This window comes from Secundilactobacillus hailunensis (genome assembly GCF_005405185.1).
GTDB classification, from domain to species: Bacteria; Bacillota; Bacilli; order Lactobacillales; family Lactobacillaceae; genus Secundilactobacillus; species Secundilactobacillus hailunensis.
In genome coordinates, this window is sequence record NZ_BJDO01000043.1 from 1 (window position 1) to 19,814 (window position 19,814).

21 protein-coding genes and 1 other RNA gene are annotated in these 19,814 nt (G+C 45.3%); 4 read left to right on the forward strand and 18 right to left on the reverse strand.

Going from position 1 to position 19,814, the window contains the following annotated elements:
* Positions 1 to 151: 151 nt before the first annotated feature.
* The 3 genes from groL to FFM73_RS09830 form a co-directional block, all read right to left on the reverse strand.
* A complete protein-coding gene (groL, locus tag FFM73_RS09820) occupies positions 152 to 1,777 on the reverse strand; it encodes a chaperonin GroEL (protein WP_137631577.1) in 1,626 nt (541 codons plus the stop codon).
* Between the two features lie 59 nt (positions 1,778 to 1,836).
* A complete protein-coding gene (groES, locus tag FFM73_RS09825; RefSeq protein WP_054654168.1) occupies positions 1,837 to 2,121 on the reverse strand; it encodes a co-chaperone GroES in 285 nt (94 codons plus the stop codon).
* A gap of 272 nt (positions 2,122 to 2,393) precedes the next feature.
* Positions 2,394 to 3,032, reverse strand: coding sequence for a redox-sensing transcriptional repressor Rex (locus FFM73_RS09830; RefSeq protein ID WP_054654169.1), 639 nt, complete (start codon positions 3,030 to 3,032; stop codon positions 2,394 to 2,396).
* A gap of 248 nt (positions 3,033 to 3,280) precedes the next feature.
* On the opposite strand from FFM73_RS09830, the gene FFM73_RS09835 reads away from it, so the two are divergent.
* Positions 3,281 to 5,239, forward strand: a complete 1,959-nt coding sequence (locus tag FFM73_RS09835) for an ABC-F family ATP-binding cassette domain-containing protein (RefSeq protein ID WP_137631578.1) — start codon at positions 3,281 to 3,283, stop codon at positions 5,237 to 5,239.
* A gap of 78 nt (positions 5,240 to 5,317) precedes the next feature.
* On the opposite strand, the gene tsaD is transcribed toward FFM73_RS09835, so the two are convergent.
* The 15 genes from tsaD to tadA form a co-directional block, all read right to left on the reverse strand.
* The gene (gene tsaD, locus FFM73_RS09840; protein ID WP_171001271.1) at positions 5,318 to 6,373 is read right to left on the reverse strand and encodes a tRNA (adenosine(37)-N6)-threonylcarbamoyltransferase complex transferase subunit TsaD; all 1,056 of its coding nucleotides are present in this window, start codon (positions 6,371 to 6,373) and stop codon (positions 5,318 to 5,320) included.
* 30 nt (positions 6,374 to 6,403) lie between these two features.
* Positions 6,404 to 6,988, reverse strand: coding sequence for a ribosomal protein S18-alanine N-acetyltransferase (rimI, locus tag FFM73_RS09845; protein WP_137631579.1), 585 nt, complete (start codon positions 6,986 to 6,988; stop codon positions 6,404 to 6,406).
* Positions 6,972 to 7,694, reverse strand: coding sequence for a tRNA (adenosine(37)-N6)-threonylcarbamoyltransferase complex dimerization subunit type 1 TsaB (gene tsaB, locus FFM73_RS09850; RefSeq protein WP_137631580.1), 723 nt, complete (start codon positions 7,692 to 7,694; stop codon positions 6,972 to 6,974). The genes rimI and tsaB overlap by 17 nt, the downstream gene beginning before the upstream one ends.
* Before the next feature lie 69 nt (positions 7,695 to 7,763).
* On the reverse strand, positions 7,764 to 8,540 hold the full coding sequence (locus FFM73_RS09855; protein WP_137631581.1) for an acyl-[acyl-carrier-protein] thioesterase: 777 nt from the start codon (positions 8,538 to 8,540) through the stop codon (positions 7,764 to 7,766).
* A 19-nt stretch (positions 8,541 to 8,559) separates the two neighbouring features.
* Positions 8,560 to 9,456: a 16S rRNA (cytidine(1402)-2'-O)-methyltransferase gene (gene rsmI, locus FFM73_RS09860; RefSeq protein WP_373278663.1), complete on the reverse strand. Its 897-nt coding sequence runs from the start codon at positions 9,454 to 9,456 to the stop codon at positions 8,560 to 8,562.
* 9 nt (positions 9,457 to 9,465) lie between these two features.
* Positions 9,466 to 9,804 (reverse strand): DNA replication initiation control protein YabA, encoded by a 339-nt coding sequence (locus FFM73_RS09865; protein WP_054654172.1) that lies wholly within the window; start codon positions 9,802 to 9,804, stop codon positions 9,466 to 9,468.
* A 64-nt stretch (positions 9,805 to 9,868) separates the two neighbouring features.
* Positions 9,869 to 10,888 carry a DNA polymerase III subunit delta' gene (gene holB / locus FFM73_RS09870; protein WP_137631583.1) on the reverse strand — a complete coding sequence of 340 codons (1,020 nt, stop codon included), beginning with the start codon at positions 10,886 to 10,888 and terminating at the stop codon, positions 9,869 to 9,871.
* A 17-nt stretch (positions 10,889 to 10,905) separates the two neighbouring features.
* Positions 10,906 to 11,235, reverse strand: a complete 330-nt coding sequence (gene darA / locus FFM73_RS09875) for a cyclic di-AMP receptor DarA (RefSeq protein ID WP_137631584.1) — start codon at positions 11,233 to 11,235, stop codon at positions 10,906 to 10,908.
* A gap of 24 nt (positions 11,236 to 11,259) precedes the next feature.
* Positions 11,260 to 11,892, reverse strand: a complete 633-nt coding sequence (tmk, locus tag FFM73_RS09880) for a dTMP kinase (protein ID WP_137631585.1) — start codon at positions 11,890 to 11,892, stop codon at positions 11,260 to 11,262.
* A gap of 214 nt (positions 11,893 to 12,106) precedes the next feature.
* Positions 12,107 to 12,349, reverse strand: a complete 243-nt coding sequence (locus FFM73_RS09885) for a YaaL family protein (protein WP_137631586.1) — start codon at positions 12,347 to 12,349, stop codon at positions 12,107 to 12,109.
* 15 nt (positions 12,350 to 12,364) lie between these two features.
* The gene (recR, locus tag FFM73_RS09890) at positions 12,365 to 12,964 is read right to left on the reverse strand and encodes a recombination mediator RecR (RefSeq protein ID WP_137631587.1); all 600 of its coding nucleotides are present in this window, start codon (positions 12,962 to 12,964) and stop codon (positions 12,365 to 12,367) included.
* 24 nt (positions 12,965 to 12,988) lie between these two features.
* Entirely contained in the window at positions 12,989 to 13,303 is a 315-nt protein-coding gene (locus tag FFM73_RS09895) for a YbaB/EbfC family nucleoid-associated protein (protein WP_137631588.1), read from the reverse strand.
* Positions 13,304 to 13,333: 30 nt separating this feature from the next.
* Positions 13,334 to 15,076, reverse strand: a complete 1,743-nt coding sequence (gene dnaX / locus FFM73_RS09900; RefSeq protein WP_137631589.1) for a DNA polymerase III subunit gamma/tau — start codon at positions 15,074 to 15,076, stop codon at positions 13,334 to 13,336.
* Between the two features lie 160 nt (positions 15,077 to 15,236).
* Positions 15,237 to 15,323: signal recognition particle sRNA small type (gene ffs, locus FFM73_RS09905), an RNA gene on the reverse strand.
* 56 nt (positions 15,324 to 15,379) lie between these two features.
* On the reverse strand, positions 15,380 to 15,880 hold the full coding sequence (gene tadA, locus FFM73_RS09910; protein WP_206750973.1) for a tRNA adenosine(34) deaminase TadA: 501 nt from the start codon (positions 15,878 to 15,880) through the stop codon (positions 15,380 to 15,382).
* A 206-nt stretch (positions 15,881 to 16,086) separates the two neighbouring features.
* Here tadA and nrdH point away from each other — a divergent pair, with 206 nt between their 5' ends.
* The 3 genes from nrdH to nrdF all read left to right on the forward strand — a co-directional run bounded on the left by nrdH (position 16,087) and on the right by nrdF (position 19,599).
* Positions 16,087 to 16,314 carry a glutaredoxin-like protein NrdH gene (gene nrdH / locus FFM73_RS09915; protein ID WP_089136456.1) on the forward strand — a complete coding sequence of 76 codons (228 nt, stop codon included), beginning with the start codon at positions 16,087 to 16,089 and terminating at the stop codon, positions 16,312 to 16,314.
* A gap of 98 nt (positions 16,315 to 16,412) precedes the next feature.
* The gene (gene nrdE, locus FFM73_RS09920; protein WP_137631591.1) at positions 16,413 to 18,584 is read left to right on the forward strand and encodes a class 1b ribonucleoside-diphosphate reductase subunit alpha; all 2,172 of its coding nucleotides are present in this window, start codon (positions 16,413 to 16,415) and stop codon (positions 18,582 to 18,584) included.
* A gap of 58 nt (positions 18,585 to 18,642) precedes the next feature.
* Complete coding sequence (gene nrdF, locus FFM73_RS09925) at positions 18,643 to 19,599, forward strand: class 1b ribonucleoside-diphosphate reductase subunit beta (protein WP_137631592.1); 957 nt, start codon at positions 18,643 to 18,645, stop codon at positions 19,597 to 19,599.
* The last annotated feature ends 215 nt before the right edge of the window (positions 19,600 to 19,814 follow it).

Below are 19,814 nucleotides of genomic sequence, written 5' to 3' on the forward strand. Positions count from 1 at the left end.
AGAAACGGCCTCACTCCAGACGAATACTGGAGTGAAGCCGCTTAGGAACACATAAAACTTTATATTATTTCATTTGTCAACTTGACAGGGCATAGTGCAATTTCAGGTGCTTTTAGTTTAACATTCAAGCAGATATTGTTTGAACGAAATGTTACATCATACCGCCCATACCTGGTTGAGCAGGTGCAGCTGGTGCAGCATCATCCTTCTTTGGTTCATCAGCAACTACGGCTTCAGTTGTTAACAGCAATGCTGAAACTGAAGCTGCGTTTTGAAGTGCTGAACGAGTAACCTTGGTTGGGTCAACGATACCGGCATCAACCATGTTTTCGTATTTATCAGTAGCAGCGTTGTAACCTTCGCCAGCCTTCAATGTCTTCATGTGTTCAACGATAACTGAACCTTCAACACCGGCATTTTCAGCGATTTGACGAACTGGTTCTTCAAGCGCACGACGAACGATATCAACACCAGTTGCTTCGTCGCCTTCAGCTTCAACCTTTTCAACTGCAGGAATGACGTTAACTAATGCAGTACCACCACCAGAAACAAAGCCTTCTTCAACAGCGGCACGGGTAGCGTTCAAAGCATCTTCGATCCGGTACTTACGTTCTTTCAATTCGGTTTCAGTTGCGGCACCAACACGGATAACAGCAACCCCGCCAGCCATCTTAGCCAAACGTTCCTTTAACTTATCACGGTCAAAGTCAGAAGTTGTGGCATCAATTTGAGTCTTGATTTCAGTAACCCGTTCTTGAATCTTATCCTTAGCGCCAGCACCTTCAACAATGGTGGTGTCATCTTTGGTAACGTTGACCTTGTTTGCTTGGCCAAGTTGATCCAAGGTAGCGTCCTTCAAGTTCAAGCCTAAGTCATCGGTAATCACAGTACCACCGGTCAAGACGGCAATATCTTGAAGTTGAGCCTTACGACGATCACCAAAACCAGGAGCCTTAACAGCAACAACGTTGAAGGTCCCACGCATCTTGTTCAAAACAAGGGTTGGTAGTGCTTCACCAGTAATGTCATCAGCAATGATCAAGAGTGAACGTGATTGTTCAACAACTGATTGTAATAATGGTAAGATATCTTGAATGTTACCGATCTTCTTGTCAGTGATCAAGATGTATGGATTATCAAGGTTAGCTTCCATCTTATCGTTATCAGTGACCATGTATTGTGACATGTAGCCACGATCGAATTGCATTCCTTCAACAACGTCCATGCTGGTATCAACACCACGAGATTCTTCAATGGTAATAACCCCGTCGTTACCAACCTTTTCCATGGCGTCAGCAATTAAATCACCGACTTGTTTGTCAGCGGAAGAAATCGAAGCGATTTGAGCAATATCACTCTTAGTAGCAACTTTGTGGCTCATCTCATGTAAGGCCTTAACAGCTGCGTTAGTTGCTTTTTCGATCCCGCGACGGATACCAACTGGGTTAGCACCAGCAGTCACGTTCTTCATACCTTCATTAACAATTGCTTGAGTCAATACGGTAGCAGTGGTGGTACCATCACCAGCGATATCGTTAGTCTTTGAAGCAACTTCAGCAACTAACTTAGCGCCAAGGTTTTCAAAGTGGTCTGACAATTCGATTGACTTCGCAATCGTAACACCATCATTCGTGATAGTTGGGTTGCCGTATGATTGTTCCAAAACCACGTTACGGCCTTTAGGGCCAAGAGTTGTTTTAACTGTATCTGCTAATTTATCGACACCAGTCAGCATTGCTGAACGAGCATCTTCAGAAAACTTAAGTTGTTTTGCCATAATTTAACTTCACCTCATAAAATAATATCGTTTAACAATTTTTCTAGTTGAATTCTGAACTAGTCGACGATTGCGACAAGGTCCTTTTCGTGAACAACTAGGTAAGAGTCACCGTTATATTTAACTTCAGTACCTGCGTATTTATCAAACAAGACAGTGTCGCCTTCTTTAACACTTGGCGCAACCTTTTCACCATTGTCAAGCACCCGGCCATCACCTACAGCAATGACTTTGCCTGTTTGTGGCTTTTCCTGAGCATTGCTGGCTAGCACGATGCCGCCAACAGTTTGTTCTTCTTCTTCTTGTGCTTGTAAAATTACACGGTCTCCTAATGGTTTTAACACTTGAATCCCTCCAATAAATATAAAGTTTAGCACTATTAGCACTCACCTAACACAAGTGCTAATCACAATTAATACTATAAAATTATTCCCACCCAAATGCAAGAGATTTACCCAAAAAAAATAATTTACTTGGTTTTATCGATTTTGGTGACGGCTCCTAAATCTAAAAACAGCCTGAATACCAGTCATAATCAACTGATACTCAAGCTGTTCATTCGAAACAATCAAATAAACCGTTTTTTAATCTACATGATCTATATTAAAATAATAACTTAATCTTCCTCGTTGTAATGATCCAAGAAGTAGATCAAAGTCTGCAGTTCATTCGTCAGATCAACGTTTTGAACCCGTACGTTAGATGGCACTGAGATCCGTAACGGTGTGAAGTTAAGAATTCCTTGAACACCGCCAGCAACAGCGTCATCCGTCACGTTTTGTGCCACTGATTCAGGCACCGTTAAAATCACGATCTTGATTTGCTGATCTTCCAGCTGCTTACGTAACTCAGCCATCGGATAAATCGGCACACCGCTTTGAACGGTATTTGCCAGATCTGGACGCACATCAAAGGCCGCACTGATCCGCACGTTGCTGTTTTGATGAAAGTTAAAGTTCAGTAATGCATTGCCTAAGTTACCGACACCAATTAAGGCTGCATTCGTCAGCTTGTCCTGGTTTAAGATCTTTTTGAAAAACTTCAATAAACTATCAACATCATACCCGTAACCCCGTTTTCCAAGGGCGCCAAAGTATGAAAAGTCACGCCGAATCGTTGCCGAATCGACTTTAACAGCTTCAGAAAGCTCCGTTGACGATACCCGATTTTTATCGGAATCATGTAAAATATTCAGATAGCGATAATAGATTGGCAATCGTTTGGCCGTGGCTTTTGGAATTTTTGTTTCTGCCAATTTCTTTTCCTCCCTGTGAACTCACTTGATTAAAACAATTTAAGAAACGATTTTTTTAATCATCTAATTTATTGCGATTTCATAAAATAAATAAGTTTGTGAAACCATCATTCGAGTCAATTGTAGCATACCAGGCCGATTTGTGAAATAATTTTCAATAATAAATTTTCTCAACATTCCCGCCATACTATCAGAATTGACCAAATTAATGGTAGAATAGTTTCACAATAGAAAGGTGCTGATACGACATGTTATTACAGGTCCAGCAAGTAACACGCCGGTTCGGTGCGGATACTCTTTTTGATAATGTCAGCTTAGATGTCCCTGAACATGGACGGGTAGCACTCGTTGGCCGTAATGGTGCCGGCAAGTCTACTCTCATCCGCATGATCACGGGCATCGATGCTCCTGATGATGGACAGATCATCTATAAAAAAGGCATGACCATTGGGTATTTAGCCCAAGATACCGGTCTGGATTCGAATAAATCAATTTGGGAAGAAATGGCCAGCGTTTTCCAAGATCTCCAAGATCAAGAAGACGAGTTACATCATTTGGAAGAACAAATGAGTGATCCCGAGGTCATTAATAATACCCAGCAATTTGAACAGCTTTCAAAAACGTATGACCAACGTCAAACCGCTTTTAAAAATAATAATGGCTATGGCTACCGCGCTGAAATTCGCGGGGTCCTGCACGGGTTTGAATTTGGTGAAGAAGACTATGGCCGTTCGATCAATGAGCTTTCTGGGGGGCAAAAAACCCAGCTAGCACTGGCTAAATTATTACTGGAGAAACGCGACTTGCTGGTACTAGATGAACCTACTAACCATTTGGACGTGGAAACGCTCACTTGGCTTGAAGGCTATATCCAATCCTATAAAGGCGCCTTACTGATTGTTTCTCATGACCGGTATTTTCTCGACCGACTAGTCTCGGAAGTCTACGAAATGTCCATGGGCACCCTCACCCACTTTCATGGCAACTATTCCGCCTATGTGACTCAAAAGGCGGCCCAGCTGCAGCGACAATGGAAGGAATACGATAAACAGCAGCATAAGATCTCTCAACTTGAAGACTTTGTGAACCGTAACATTGTTCGGGCCTCGACCACTAAACGGGCCCAGGCCAGGCGTAAACAACTGGCAAAGATGGACCGAATCGATCGCCCTGAGTCAGACGATAAAGTCGCTCACTTCGCCTTTACCCCACGCCGTCAAAGTGGCAATATCGTCTTAACCGTAAAAGATCTGGCAGTTGGCTACGATCCGGCCAAAATACTGGTCCAACCCGTCAATATCGACCTTAAAAAACATCAAGCCATCGCCATCGTGGGTCCCAACGGTGTGGGTAAATCAACGCTGTTAAAAACCATCCTTGGTAAAATTCCAGCGTTAGGCGGCAGTGTGAATTTTGGTACCGGTGTGGACGTTGGCTACTACGACCAAGAGCAGCGTTCTCTGCATAGTAATAAGACCGTCCTCGCCGAACTCTGGGACGAGCACCCCACAACACCTGAAAAAGACATTCGGACCATCCTTGGCAGCTTCTTGTTTACCGGCGAAGACGTGGACAAACTGGTGCACAGTTTAAGTGGGGGTGAAAAAGCTCGCCTGCTGTTAACTAAACTCGCCTTTAGACACGATAATCTGCTGATTTTGGATGAACCGACTAACCATTTGGACATCGACAGCCGACAAGTGCTTGAAAACACGCTAAACGATTTTGATGGGACGATTCTGTTCGTTTCTCATGACCGTTACTTTATTAATCAAGTTGCCACTTCGGTCATTGAGTTATCTGCCAAGGGGTCCGAACTTTTTCTTGGCGATTATGACTACTTCATTGAAAAAAAGGATGAACAAGCAGCCGTTGCGGCCAAGAAACAGGCAGAAGCTGAAGCAGCAGATCCCAGTCTGGCCGTTAAACCAGTCAGCCAAAAGAAGCAAAACTATCAGCAGTCAAAAGAACATCAAAAACAGGCTCGTAAGTTAAAACGTCAAGTTGCAACCTTAGAGCAGCAGTTAACCGATCTAACTGATCAAAAGGGGCAAATTGAAACTACGATGACCAAACCAGACGTCTTTTCTGATCAGGCTAAAATGGCAGATCTGCAAAAGCAGCTTGAGGAAATCACTGCCCAAATTGAAACCACTGAAAATAATTGGGAAAATGCGTCACTGACTTTAGAAGACTTATCTGAATAACTAATTAGCATAAAGACTAAAAGACAGATTACCAATATTGGCAATCTGTCTTTTAGTCTTATGTCATCATGATTAAAATTATGAGGCAATCCAGTCAAACTCCAGACTCGGATCAGCATTCAGACTCATGTCGCCAAACTGTTTCAGCTGGTAGCTGACATAGGCCGCTGCCCCGATCATAGCGGCATTATCACCGCAAAGCTTCAAAGGTGCTTTAAGAAACTCAACGTCTGAAAAAGCGGTGAGTTCTGAATCTAGCCGTTCCCGTAAGCCGTGATTAGCAGCAACCCCACCGGCTAAGATCAACTGTTTTACCGGATAAGCGTCCAGTGCCCGCATGGTTTTATCTGCTAACACGTCCACAACGGCCTGCTGAAAACTGGCGGCTAAATCTTCTCGCTTTAGGGTTTCACCAATTTGATCCGCGTGGTGGACCGTGTTGATAAACGCACTCTTGAGACCACTAAAGCTGAAATCAAAGGATTGGGAATCATCCATCGCCCGTGGGAAGCTGAAGGTGTCCTTGCCTAGATGCGCCAGCCGGTCAACTTCTGGGCCAGCCGGATAGTTGATTCCCAGTACCCGACCAATCTTATCATAAGCTTCACCAGCCGCATCATCCCGGGTCTCACCGATAATTTCAAACTGGCCTGGGCCAGCTAAGTAGACCAATTCAGTATGGCCCCCTGAAACTAACAGGGCCAACGCTGGGAATTCAATTGGCTTCACGTAACGGGCCGCGTAAATATGACCGGCCATGTGATTTACCGGAATTAAGGGTAAATCATGGGCATAAGCCACCGTTTTAGCTGCCGTTACCCCAATCAGCAACGCCCCAACTAAACCTGGTCCATAAGTCACTGCCACGGCTGATAGATCCTCATAGTTGACCTTTGCTTCCGACATGGCCAGATCAATGCAGTCGGTGATCTGTTCGATATGGTGCCGACTAGCGACTTCAGGGACGACCCCACCAAACCGCTGATGGCTTTTAATTTGCGTGGCAACGATGTTGGAAAGAATCTTCTCGCCATTTTCAATCACTGCCACACTGGTTTCATCACAACTTGACTCAAAGGCCAAGATTAAGTTCCGTTCCACGTTTAATATTCCTCCTTCATGAACAAGTTTCATTTAAGCAAATCAATTTTGATTTATTACGCGTTAAACTTCTGCATCTTCAGGGTCACCAATCGTGATCACCATGTCAACGGCATCCTCATGGTCACCAAAGTAGTATCCCTTCTTGATTCCCGCTTTTTCAAAGCCCAAGTCCTGATATAAGGCTTGTGCTCGCACATTACTCAGTCGAACTTCTAGTGAAACCTGCTTCAGCTCTAAATGGCGGGCTTTTTTAATCATCACCGCAATCAAAAAATGCCCAAGGCCACGGTTTTGATAGTCCGGTACCACCGCAATATTGGTAATATGCGCATCACCTTTGGCATCATCAAACGTACAGCCGATAAAAGCGAGCAGTCGGTCATGCCGGCGCAACACCAAGTATAACCGGTCAGTGCCATGGCGCAGTTCGCTGGCAAAGGCTGCGGAGTCCCACGGCGTTTTACCACCGTAAACCGCGCGTTCGATCCCCAGCATTTCCGGAATATCCGTAAATTGTGCTTTGGCCAAAAAATACGCGACGTCCTGAATATGAACCTCGTGATTTTTGATATCTAAAACATCTTGGAACTTGGTATCCTGAATCTGAAAGAGTTGCCGATACCAATTTTTAAACTTTTTCAACATAATGACTACTATCCTCTTTTGGGTGTTGCTTTTGCCAATCGGCTTCCGCCTTGGTCAGACGTAAGTAGCGTGGAACAAAGCTAGTGACATCACTGACGGGTGCCTGCCGTTGACCAAGTCGGCCTAATTGCACGGCACTCGGGAGGCTCAGCTCAATTGGATATTGAATCAAATTGGCTTCAAGAGCCGTTTTCAACCGTTCTTTAAATGCGTCTAGATCACCTAGAACAACTACCGGTTCAGCTAACGCTTTAATTTGCGGCAATAATTTTTCAAAGGGAATGTGCTGATCTTCGATGATAGAAACCGGCATCCCGTTTTGAATCCGGTACACACCCGCAAAAGCGTTGTCATTACGGCCATCAAATAAAACGGCCACCAGCTGATTTTCAGCCATGATGTTCGCCGCAATCGTGCCTAAGCTCGAAACTCCGACAAGTTCGATATTCAACGTATCCGCTAGCGTTTTGGCCGTGGTGACCCCGATTCTTAAGCCAGTATATGATCCCGGACCATCAGCGACGACCACCCGATCCAGATCGGCTGGTTTTAACTTTGCTATTTGCATTGATTCTTCAATAATCGGTAACAGATGCGCCCCGTGTTTTCTCGTGGTGGTCACGGTCGTGGTTGCTAAAACCTGGTCATCTGACATTACCGCTACGCTTAACGTTTGATTAGACGTGTCTAGCGCCAGTACTTTCATATCGCTTCAATACCTCTTTTTTCTCATTCTTCAGCCATTATCATACACCTAAGCCTAATTGTCTGCCACCTACGCCTGATCAGTGTGCTGCGTGACCGGTTCCCAGTGAAATTCTGCTTCGGTAGCAACTTCACCGTTTTCCATCACGATCCGGTGTTTGGTCATAATGGTTTCCGGTACATCCGTCATTAAAGTGGCTTCACTAGTCACAATATGATGATACTGAACCTCATTTTCAAACCGAATATTGATCTCGGTTAAATTATGCCGGGTCAAAAAGCTCATGGGCAGCGCATCTAACAGCCAGTCAAAATAGTGCGCGTTATTCACGTGACCGTTACCGTCAATATCAAAGTAACGTACCTGATATTTTTTAGTCATTAACTGATCTGAATCCGTCAGCCGTTTCGGCCGCGATATCCGGGGAATCATTTTGACTTCTTCTGAATTAAACGGCGCAATGACTGCTTCTGGAATCGTCACGAGCTTACGCGTTTCATGGTTCATCGTGACCCAGATGCTCTCAACGTGAACACATTCCTTACCGGCACTGTCATGGACCCAAAATTCCCGAAACGCAAAGTATCGGTTATAGCAGGTCGCCTGAGTCGATAGTTCAACGGTCTCCCCCACCTTGGGCAGTCGGGTAATGTCCATCTTGTACTGCGTGACGACCCAGCCAATGCCCAATTTAGCCACTGCCTCCGCGCCAACGCCCAGAGAATCCGTTTGGTCTTCCGATGCCAAAATGATCATGTTGACCAGCATCGCCGGTGTCACAGTATTGGTGACATCCGTTTCATAAAAGGTAATCTGATGTTTTTCTGAAAAGATATTTGCACCCATTCGGTTTACTCCTCATTTTTTAATTCTGATCAAGATGATGATAGATCTGATAAACTTCCTGCTTTTTTAATTGCCGTAAATGTGCGACCTGCTTGATTGCATCGTTGGGTCTTAACCCAGTGTTGATCAGCTGATCCACGTGGGCTTCAATACTGAGATTACTATAATCCGGCTTCGCAGCCGTTTCTTGTTCGCCATTGGGATTGCCGCTAACAATCACGACAAATTCGCCGCGCACCTGATCCGATTGATGGGCCCATTCCAATAGCTCGCTTAAAGGACCACGTAAAAACTGTTCGTGTTTTTTAGTGAGTTCACGACATAGTGCAGCTTCGCGTTGTTCGCCGTACACATCAACTAAATGCTGCAGCGTCTTAGCTAACCGGTGCGGTGCTTCATAGAAGATCTGACTTTCCGGCCGGTTTTTAAGGGCCTCCAGTTCTGCTACCTGAAGTTTTGGCTTCCGGTCCAAAAAGCCGTAAAAGTAAAACGGCTGCGGGTCAAGCCCAGAAGCAATCAGCGCTGTTAACCCAGCGTTAGCCCCCGGTAGCGGGACTACCGGAATATTTTCTTCAATACAAGCAACCACCAGCTCATGACCTGGGTCGCTGATTGATGGCATGCCGGCATCACTGGCCTGGGCCAGATTTTTACCTGCTAGTAGCTTGGCCACGAGCTGTGGAATGCGTTCTTGGGTGTTATGTTCATGAAAACTAATTTGCGGTGTTTCAATGTCAAAGTGATTGAGTAATTTTTGGGTGTTACGCGTGTCTTCAGCTGCAATCAGATCAACTTGTTTTAAAACGTCGACGCTGCGGAAAGTCATATCGCCCAAATTACCAATTGGTGTTGGCACTAAATAAAGCGTGCCGGTTTGATTTTGTTTTGAAAAGCTTAATTGAGATTGCACACTGATTCCTCCTGATTAACGTTCACCATAGATCACATCTAAACAAAAAGCACAGGGTTCATCGTCTTCTCGGCGTTTGCCATATTCAAAGTTGCAGACGTGAAACCCTTCCTCGTATAATTTTTCGAGATTTTGCCGTGACTTTGACAGCTGCGGTTCAGCGTTACCGCTGTTAATGGCCTCATTATGATCAGCCCGCATTACTTCACGCAAATGCTGGTTTTCAATTTTCAGTTCCGCATTCTGTTCCAATGTCTTGGTGACTTCATCTTGAACGTGTTCAAATTTCGAGATCATTTCCATCATTTCGGCCTGTAAATCTTTCAGCTCCTCATAAACATCCCGCTTTGCCAAGATTGCACCCTCTTTAATTATTCATTATGTACTGAATGTTCCGTTAAAAGAACATCCGCAAACCCTAAGCTTTCTGTTTCATGTCAGCTAAGATCTGCAACGTTAAGGTTTCTAAGATACTTTGAATATTCATATTACCCGCCAGCGCCTTTTTAGTGTTAAGCACCGCCGTTAAGATCACCAGTAACTGTTGTCTGGTCAATGACTGTGCCAGCTCCGCCATCGTCGTCTGAATTTCTGGAAAATCAGACTGGTCCTTGTCCGACAGATATTTAGCCTGCAACGTATTTTGCCAAAGCAACACGATGACGTCTAAGATCACCGCCTGATGGTCCCGGTCATGGGCCAATGGCATTAGCCCCGTCTGAACGGTCACAAAGGCCATGTCGTCATGTTTAGCCAATTGGGTAAACCAGCGGCTCAGCTCGTGCTGGCAGTTGGCCAGCCAATCATCGGCCACTAATTGTTCCGCTTCATCAAGACTATTGGTCAACCCAACCAGTAGCGGAATCTGATTTTCAGAAATGTGCTGCTGGCGCAGGCTGCCAGCAAAGGCATCGGCTGACAGTGGTGGAAATTCCACAATTTGTGTTCGCGACAAGATCGTCGATAACATCATACTCTTATTGGTGGTCAATAAAAAAATGACCCGGTTAGCGACGGGTTCTTCAATGAATTTTAACAGCCCGTTAGCCGCGTTCGTCGTTAGCGTTTCGGCGCCTTCGATGATGAAGACCTTCGTTGAGCCCTCCACCGGACTTTTGGCAAACTCGTCTTTAATATAACGGACCTGATCGATCTTAATACGCTGGCCATCAGGTTCCACCGTGACAACGTCGGGATTATCACCAGCCAAAATTCGGCCGCATTCCGCGCAATGGCCACAGGGCATGCCATCCGCGTTGGGCTGCTCACAAAATAACCGCATGGCAACAACTTGTGCAACCGCCCGTTTGCCGCAACCTGGCAGACCCGAAAACAGGTAGGCATGGCTGAGCCGATTAGTGGTCACTAGGTGAATAAAATGCTGCATTAAGTGCGGCTGCTTGGCTTCGGCTTGTTCAATTAAGTTTTGTTCTGCCACGACTGCCTCCATTTAAATTAAAATTGGTGAAATTGTTCGATTGGCAGGACGAAGACTGTTGCGCCACCCACCTGAACTTCAACCGGATAACCAGACGTACTGTCCATTTGAGTATCAATATTAACTGGGGGCGTCATGAACTGCTGCCGGGTTCGCGACGTCTTATGGATCAGATCAAGGACTTCTTGGACCCGTTGATCTTCGATACCAATCATATAAGTTGTGTTACCAGACTTCAAGAAACCACCGGTAGTTGATAGACGCGTTGCGCCAATTTCAGCTTTCACAAATTCGCTGCGCAGCCGATTAGCATCTTTGTCCTGCACGATTGCAATCACTAGCTTCATATCCAGAACCTTCCTCTCTGTCAGTTAACGCTGTTTCATCGCATTGGTGATTAACGTCATCGTCTGGTCGATCACGGTTGCCACTGGCTGGGTGGCGTCCACGGTCACGATGCGATCCGGATGCTGCTTGGCTAATCGCAGATACGCAGCCCGAACCCGTTTATGAAAACTAAGGGTTTCGGCATCGAGTCGATCAACGTTGGCACGGTGCGCTTTGATCCGTGCCAGACCCACCTCAGATGGAACATCCACATAAACCGTGAGATCTGGTGTCAATCCTTCAGTAGCAAATTGGTTCATCTGAAAAACAGCCTCTTCCCCGATCTGTCTGCCGGCACCTTGATACGCCACCGAACTGTCAACAAACCGGTCACATAAAACGACCTTATTAGCTGCCAACGCGGGCCGAATGGTTTCTTGAATCAGCTGTCGCCGTGAGGCCGCGTAGAGCAGCGCTTCCGTGCGCACGTCCATTTGCGTATTTTTAGGATCCAAGATCAGGTTGCGAATGGCTTCTGAAATCTGATTACCGCCTGGCTCACGGGTAACCAGAATGTCCGTGCGTTTTGCCGTCTTAAACTGGTCAGCAATCGCGCTTAAAACCGTGGTTTTACCAGCGCCATCTGGCCCCTCAAACGTAATAAATAATCCTGCCACATTGGTCACCTCGCTTCCAATAATTTACTAATTTACGGTGATGGCGTACGCAATGACGCTCAAAACCATCACCGTTCGAAATGATGCGACACTAGCAATTGTACTTGATTAGGGGGAGGTAATCAAGCGCTTAGCAAGTCTCAGACTTTAGTAAAACCAGCCAAAAAGGCCGCGATATTTACCTCATTGTACTCGGTAAAATCACGGCCTTTATTTAATGGTCAAAAACGGACGGCTGAATGTGATGTCCCTTCACATGACGCAGACGGGCTTCGCGGTATAAAAAAAGGTACTTTTGTCTTGCCAATGCCGTTTGTGCCGTAATTTCTTCATCGACATCCGCAATGGCGATTTCAGTCTGTTTAGCCTGATCCCACTCTTCTTTAGCGTGTTCAATGGTCATTAATAGCTGATTATCAAACTGCTGTTTAATGTGCTTCTTACCTGCACCAAACAAGTTGTCACTTCCTCATTACATTTCGGTTCGGCCTTCCACCGCTTTATAGAGCGTCATCTCATCAGCGTACTCAATATCTGAGCCAACTGATAGGCCGTGGGCTAGCCGGGTCACTTTAATGCCAGCTGGCTTGATCAGCCGCGACAGATACATCGCGGTTGCTTCACCTTCTGGCGTGGCGTTAGTCGCCACGATAACTTCCTTTACAGCTTTATTCGTCTGCAGTCGTTTAAGCAGGCTAGCCATGTTTAAGTCCTCTGGGCCCTTACCTTCAATCGGCGATAACACACCATTTAACACGTGGTATAAACCGTGATATTCCTTCATCTTTTCCATCGTCATGATGTCTTTAGCCTGTTCAACCACTAAGATCTGACTCTGATCACGAGTCTTATCTTGACAAATATCGCAGGGATCATTTTCAGTTATATTACCGCAGATCGAACAAAAATGCAGATCGCGCTTAGCCGAAATCAGCGACTTAGCAAACTGGGTCACATCATCACTGTCCATATCGATGGTAAAAAATGCCAATCGAGTGGCCGTTTTTTGTCCGATTCCTGGCAGCTTCATATAACTATCAATTAGTTGTGCAATTGGTTCTGGATATTGCATGCTGCCACTCACTCCTTACGTCGACTACATACCTGGTATGTTGTTCGTGTACTTACCTAAGGTCTGCTTACCTTCGTCATCGATTTGTTTCAAAGCTGAGTTAACAGCAGCCAAAATTAAGTCACTCAACATATCGGGATCGTCGGGATCAATGGCCTTAGGATCAATTGTCAGATCCGTCATTTCCCGTTTCCCCGTGAAGGTTGCCTTAACCATCTCATCGGGAGAAACACCGGTATACGTCTTAGCTTCCATGACTTTTTGTTCCTCAGCCAATTTCTTTTCCATCTTTTTCATTTGCTTCATCATGTTACCCATGTTTCTATTTCCACGCATCATAGTTCTTTACCATCCTCTGTATTATTATGATTAATCTGCTTTAACATCAATAACATCATCGCCAAACAGTTCTTTGGCCTTATCCACCACCGGTTCAGTCGTTGATGGCGAAGCGTCGTCATTCGACTGATCATCGGTCTGAGCTGCATCATCAGTTTCCTGATCATTTTGCGCAGTCACCTGATGCTGCTGCAAATAGGTTTTACGAATTTGCGGCCATTGGTCAGTGGGCACAAAGACCAGCTTGGGCACCTTATGGGTCAGTCGATCTAAGCCATTTTCCAGCGCATCATTTAATTCCTGATCAGCGTTTGCCCGTTGCTGCAAAAAGGCGTAGTCAAACGCAATAATTGCCCCATCAGGACTGGCGGCCACCGGCTTGGAGACCCCCATGATCGACCGTTGCGGAATCGACAAAATGTTCATTAAATCTGACCAAACTTCCTGTAGTGCCGATAGATCTTTGCGGGTAGCTGCACCTAAGATTGGGTAGACCTGGCTCAAGTTAACCTGAGTCCGCTTCGGCTTAGCTGTTGGCTTTGGAACGGCCGGCCGCTGACTGGATGCAGCCGCTGCCGGTGCCTTTTGCAAATTAGCCACCGTCTTTTTCAGACTGCTGATCTCAGTCTCCAAGCGTTCGACCACCGCATTGTCAACTTGACCAGTTGCCGCGGTTTGACTGGGCTGAGCCTGACGTCCCGCTAAGCGCACTGTCAGGACTTCCAGATAAACATCTTCATGGGTCGTAAAGCGCATTTGCTGTTGAATATCATTTAAATCATCAATAATATCGTATAGCTGCTGTGGTTTTATGGTCGTTGCCAACTGTTTGAAATCCGAATCGACCTGATCCATTTCGATCTGGGTCACCAGTTCTGGTGATTGCTGATAGAGCAGCAGATCACGGGTCAGGTTAACTAGATCTTCCGTAAACCGCTCTGGATCTTTACCATCATCTAAAATCTCTTGGACCGTCATCAGGGCTTTTTGCGTTTCCTGTTGTGTCACTTGAGTCAGATACGTCACTAGCAGCTGCTTACGAACCGCACCCGTGACTAAGAGCGCATTATCCAGCGTGACCGTATCATCACCAAATGAGATGACTTGATCCAAAATACTCAGGGCATCCCGCATACCGCCTTCAGAAGCCTTCGCAATTACTTTCAGCGCTTCGTCGTCGTACTGCAGGTGCTTTTCCTTTAGAATATAAGCCATTCTCGATAGGCTGTCTTTTGCTTGAATCTGTTTAAAATCAAACCGCTGAGTCCGCGAAATGATTGTGGCCGGAATCTTATGCGGTTCAGTCGTGGCCAGAATGAAGATCACGTTTGCCGGCGGTTCCTCCAAGGTTTTTAACAACGCGTTAAAAGCCCCGGTGGACAGCATATGAACTTCATCAATGATGTAAACTTTATATTCCGCCTCAGTTGGGGCGTACTTGACTTTATCCCGAATATCGCGGATCTCTTCTACCCCGTTATTAGAGGCAGCATCGATCTCAATCACGTCATTTAACGTCCCCTTGGTGATTGCCTTGCAGGTATCGCACTCATTGCAGGGTTCACCATCTTTTTGATTGGGGCAGTTCACTGCCTTGGCAAAGATCTTCGCCATCGAGGTTTTCCCCGTCCCCCGTGGCCCTGCAAACAGGTAGGCGTGACTAATTTGTTTAGTTTTAACGGCGTTTTTCAAAGTCTGGGTGATCAGTTTTTGGCCGATCACTTCGTCAAATCGCTGTGGCCGCCACACCCGGTATAAGGCTTGGTAACTCATGACTATTTCCCTCGATTCTTTTGGGTTAACTCGTAAAACTCACTGATAAACATTATATAGTGTTTATTGGTCAAATACTATACATTCACCACGTTAAAAATTGTATAAGAAGAGGACGGTAACAAAACTCAACGTTTTGTTCCGTCCTCATTAAGGTCATATAAACTTGGAGCACAAAGTCACACATACTTAGTGCTGCTTCCTTCCGGACCTGACACAATTCGTAAGGTCACCCTTGCCCCAAGGCCTTGCGGCAACTTCTACTTTACCATATTTAAAATGTGAATGCTAGTCATAATTACATTATCCTAACGGTTTATTGCCGCGCTGCTTTTTCTTGAGTTTATTACGCTTACGGGCCGCTTTAAAGAACGCCTTTAAAACCGCCCCAGACTGTGTTGCCAGTACCCCTTCTGTCACGGTCACTTGATGGTTCAGCCGGGCATCATTTAATAAACTATACAGTGATGCCACCGCACCCGCTTTGGGGTCACGGGCACCAAACACCACTCGATCAATGCGTGAATTAATAATGGCACCGCTGCACATGATGCATGGTTCTAGCGTGACGTACAGCGTGCAGTCGACTAACCGCCAGCTATGGAGGCACTGGTTGGCTTCACTAATGGCCATCATTTCGGCATGGTCATCGGCCAGTTGACTGTGCTCACGCAGATTATGGCCCCGACCAACAATCTGACCGTCGTGAACGATCACCGCACCGATTGGGACTTCACCGATCAAGGCAGATTTGTGAGCCTCTAACAATGCCTCTTGCATATATTGTTCATCAACTGTTATGATTGCATTTCCCCTTTAACTGTTGAACATCGTTATCGAAAATATTTTTTACTGACTAAAAGTAATTAGAATGACTGCTACTGCCCCATATTTAGTACTTGTCGCTTTAGATAGGCGCAAAATATAGGGGTCTGATAGTTGAATTTTTGGCTGACTAGTGTAAACTCTATTTATCGAGATTACCAAGATTACATAGGAGCGTGACTGATATGGCAAAAGTAACGGTATATTCAAAGAACAACTGCATGCAATGCAAAATGACTAAACGATTCTTAACGGAACACCACGTCGACTTTATTGAGCACAACATTAACGAAGATCCGCAGTACGTTGATTATCTCAAGGGCCAGGGCTTTCAGTCCCTGCCCGTCATTGAAACTGCTGATACGCAGTTTAGCGGTTTTCGACCAGATCAATTGCAAAAACTGGCCATTTAACATACGCAGGCATAAGGTGGCGTATTCTGGATACCAGAAAACGCCGCCTTTTTATTTTACAGAATTTAATCCCAATAGAAAAGAGTGAGCTGGTTAAAATGAGCTTAAAAGACCTTAAAGACGTCACCTATTACGACCTGAACAACGAAATCAACATTCCAGTCAACGGTCAGATCCCGCTAAATAAGGATCAAGAAGCATTACAAGCTTTTTTGACCCAAAATGTTGAACCGAATACCAAAAAATTTGCCTCGCTAAAAGACCGTTTTGATTACCTATTGGCAAATGATTATATTGAGACTGGTTTCTATCATAAATACCAATTTGACTTTATCCAATCATTATACACTTATCTTAAATCTCAAAACTTTCACTTTAAGACCTTTATGGCCGCTTATAAATTTTATGCGCAATATGCTCTGCGGACCAACGATAACGACTATTACCTGGAAAACTACATTGACCGGGTTGCCATGAACGCCCTGTACTTTGCTGACGGTGATGACCACCTCGCCATGGACCTCGCAGACGAAATGATTCACCAGCGCTACCAGCCAGCAACGCCAAGTTTCTTAAACGCTGGCCGTAAACAGCGTGGTGAACTGGTATCGTGTTTCTTGATCCAAACCACTGATGATATGAATACCATTGGCCGCACGATCAATTCCGCACTGCAGCTCTCAAGAATTGGTGGCGGTGTTGGCATCAATTTATCCAACCTGCGTGGTGCCGGCGATCCCATCAAAAATATCGAAGGCGCCGCCAGTGGTGTGGTCCCTGTCATGAAGTTACTGGAAGACAGTTTTTCCTATTCCAACCAATTAGGTCAGCGGCAAGGGGCTGGGGTGGTCTACCTTAGTGTCTTCCACCCAGACATCATTGCGTTTCTATCAGCTAAAAAGGAAAACGCGGACGAAAAGATTCGGCTGAAGACCTTGTCATTAGGCATTACTGTACCAGATAAATTCTATGAACTTTGCCGGGATAATCAGGATATGTACTTATTCAGCCCCTACGACGTTGAACGCGAATACGGCGTCCCGTTTAGTTACGTTGACATCACCAAAGAATACGACAACATGGTGGCCAACGATTCAATCCGCAAAAAGAAGCTACCTGCCCGGGAACTGGAAACTGAAATCGGTAAACTGCAGCAGGAATCCGGCTATCCTTACATCATTAACATTGATACCGCTAACCGGGACAACCCGATTGACGGCCGCATTGTGATGAGTAACCTCTGTTCCGAAATTTTACAGGTTCAAACACCCTCAACCGTTGATAACACCCAGACCTACGTTCAAATGGGCCGCGATATTTCCTGCAACTTGGGTTCGACCAACATTGTTAACCTGATGCAAAGTCCCGATTTCGGCCACTCGGTGGAAACCATGGTCCGAGCGTTAACTTTCATCACTGACCATTCTGATATTGACGTTGTCCCATCGATTCAAAACGGTAATAAACTCGGCCACACGATAGGTCTTGGCGGTATGGGACTGCACAGCTTCTTCGCCAAAAACAAAATGATGTACGGCGATCCAGAAACCATTGAATTCACTAACATCTACTTTATGTTGCTGAACTACTGGACCCTAGTGGCTTCTAACCAAATCGCTAAGGAACGCCACACCACCTTCTACAACTTTGAGAAGAGTGCTTATGCTGATGGCAGTTATTTCGACAAATACACCAACCAAAACGGCGAATTCATACCCCAATCTGACAAAGTCAAATCACTGTTTAAGGACATCTTCATCCCCACTGCTGAGGATTGGGAAAACCTTAAAAAGACAGTTATGAAAGATGGTCTGTATCACCAAAACCGTTTGGCAGTTGCCCCCAACGGCTCAATTTCTTACATCAACGACACCACTGCCAGTCTGCACCCCATCATTAACCGGATCGAAGAACGGCAGGAAAAGAAGATCGGTAATATTTACTACCCAGCACCGTACCTCTCAAACGAAACGTTGCCTTACTACAAATCCGCCTATGATACGGATATGCGTAAAGTGATCGACGTCTACGCTGCTGCTCAGCAACACGTTGATCAAGGAATGAGTATGACCCTCTTTATGCGCTCAACGATCCCAGAAGGCCTGTATGAATGGAAGAACGGTCGCACCAACAAAATGACCACCCGTGATTTGAGTATTTTGCGCAATTACGCCCACAAAAAGGGCCTTAAGTCGATTTACTACGTCCGGACATTTACGGACGATGAAGGCGAGATCGGTGCTAACCAGTGTGAAAGTTGCGTCATTTAAGCTGTGCGCTGGTAGTCATATCGTCAGCGTTATAGTTAGACGCTAAAGGAGAATACTAATGACAGAATCATATCATGCAATCAATTGGAACGCAGTGGACGATCAAATTGATAAAGCCACTTGGGAAAAGTTAACGGAGCAGTTTTGGCTAGATACCCGGATTCCGCTTTCAAATGATCTGGACGACTGGCGAGGACTCGATGACACGCATAAATGGGTCGTGGGGCACGTTTTTGGTGGGCTAACCTTACTTGATACTTTGCAATCACAAGACGGCATGGCATCACTGCGAAAAGACACCCAGACTCAGCACGAAATGGCCGTGTTGAATAACATTCAATTCATGGAATCCGTTCATGCGAAAAGCTATTCATCGATCTTTACAACCTTAAATACGCCAGATGAGATCGATGAGATCTTTAATTGGAGCGATACTGAAGAATTTTTACAAAACAAAGCGTTACGCATTCGTGATCTGTATCATGATGACGACCACCCTTTGAAGAAAAAGATTGCCAACGTGTTCTTGGAAACCTTCCTCTTCTATTCCGGCTTCTTCACACCACTCTATTATCTGGGACATAACAAATTAGCCAACGTTGCAGAAATCATCAAACTAATCCTCCGTGATGAATCCGTCCATGGTACCTACATTGGCTATAAGTTCCAAATTGGCTATAACCAATTAGGCGAAAATGAACAGCAGGATTTAAAGGACTGGATGTTCAACTTCTTGTACGAACTATACGAAAACGAAGAAAAGTACACCCATTTAGTTTACGACCAAGTGGGCTGGACGGATGAAGTTTTAACCTTCATTCGCTACAACGCTAATAAGGCTCTGATGAACCTTGGGCAAGACCCCCTGTTTCCTGATACGGCCGACGATGTTAACCCAATCGTTATGAATGGTATTTCAACCACCACTGCCAACCACGATTTCTTCTCGCAAGTTGGTAACGGCTACCTGTTAGGTAACGTGGAAGCCATGCAAGATGGGGACTACGATATCTAAAATTTAACAAATCAGCGCTATGGCTTCCAACTAATGGAAACTATAGCGCTTTTTTGCAATTAAAATGGTCATCAACGTAATCGCTTTCAAAAAGCTGCTGATGGACTGTTAACTACGTAAGCACACTATAACCGAACGTCTATGAATGCGTCTAACGGCGCAGTATGATCACCTTATCAATTATGATGAGGTGATTTTTTATGACTAAGCTTCAA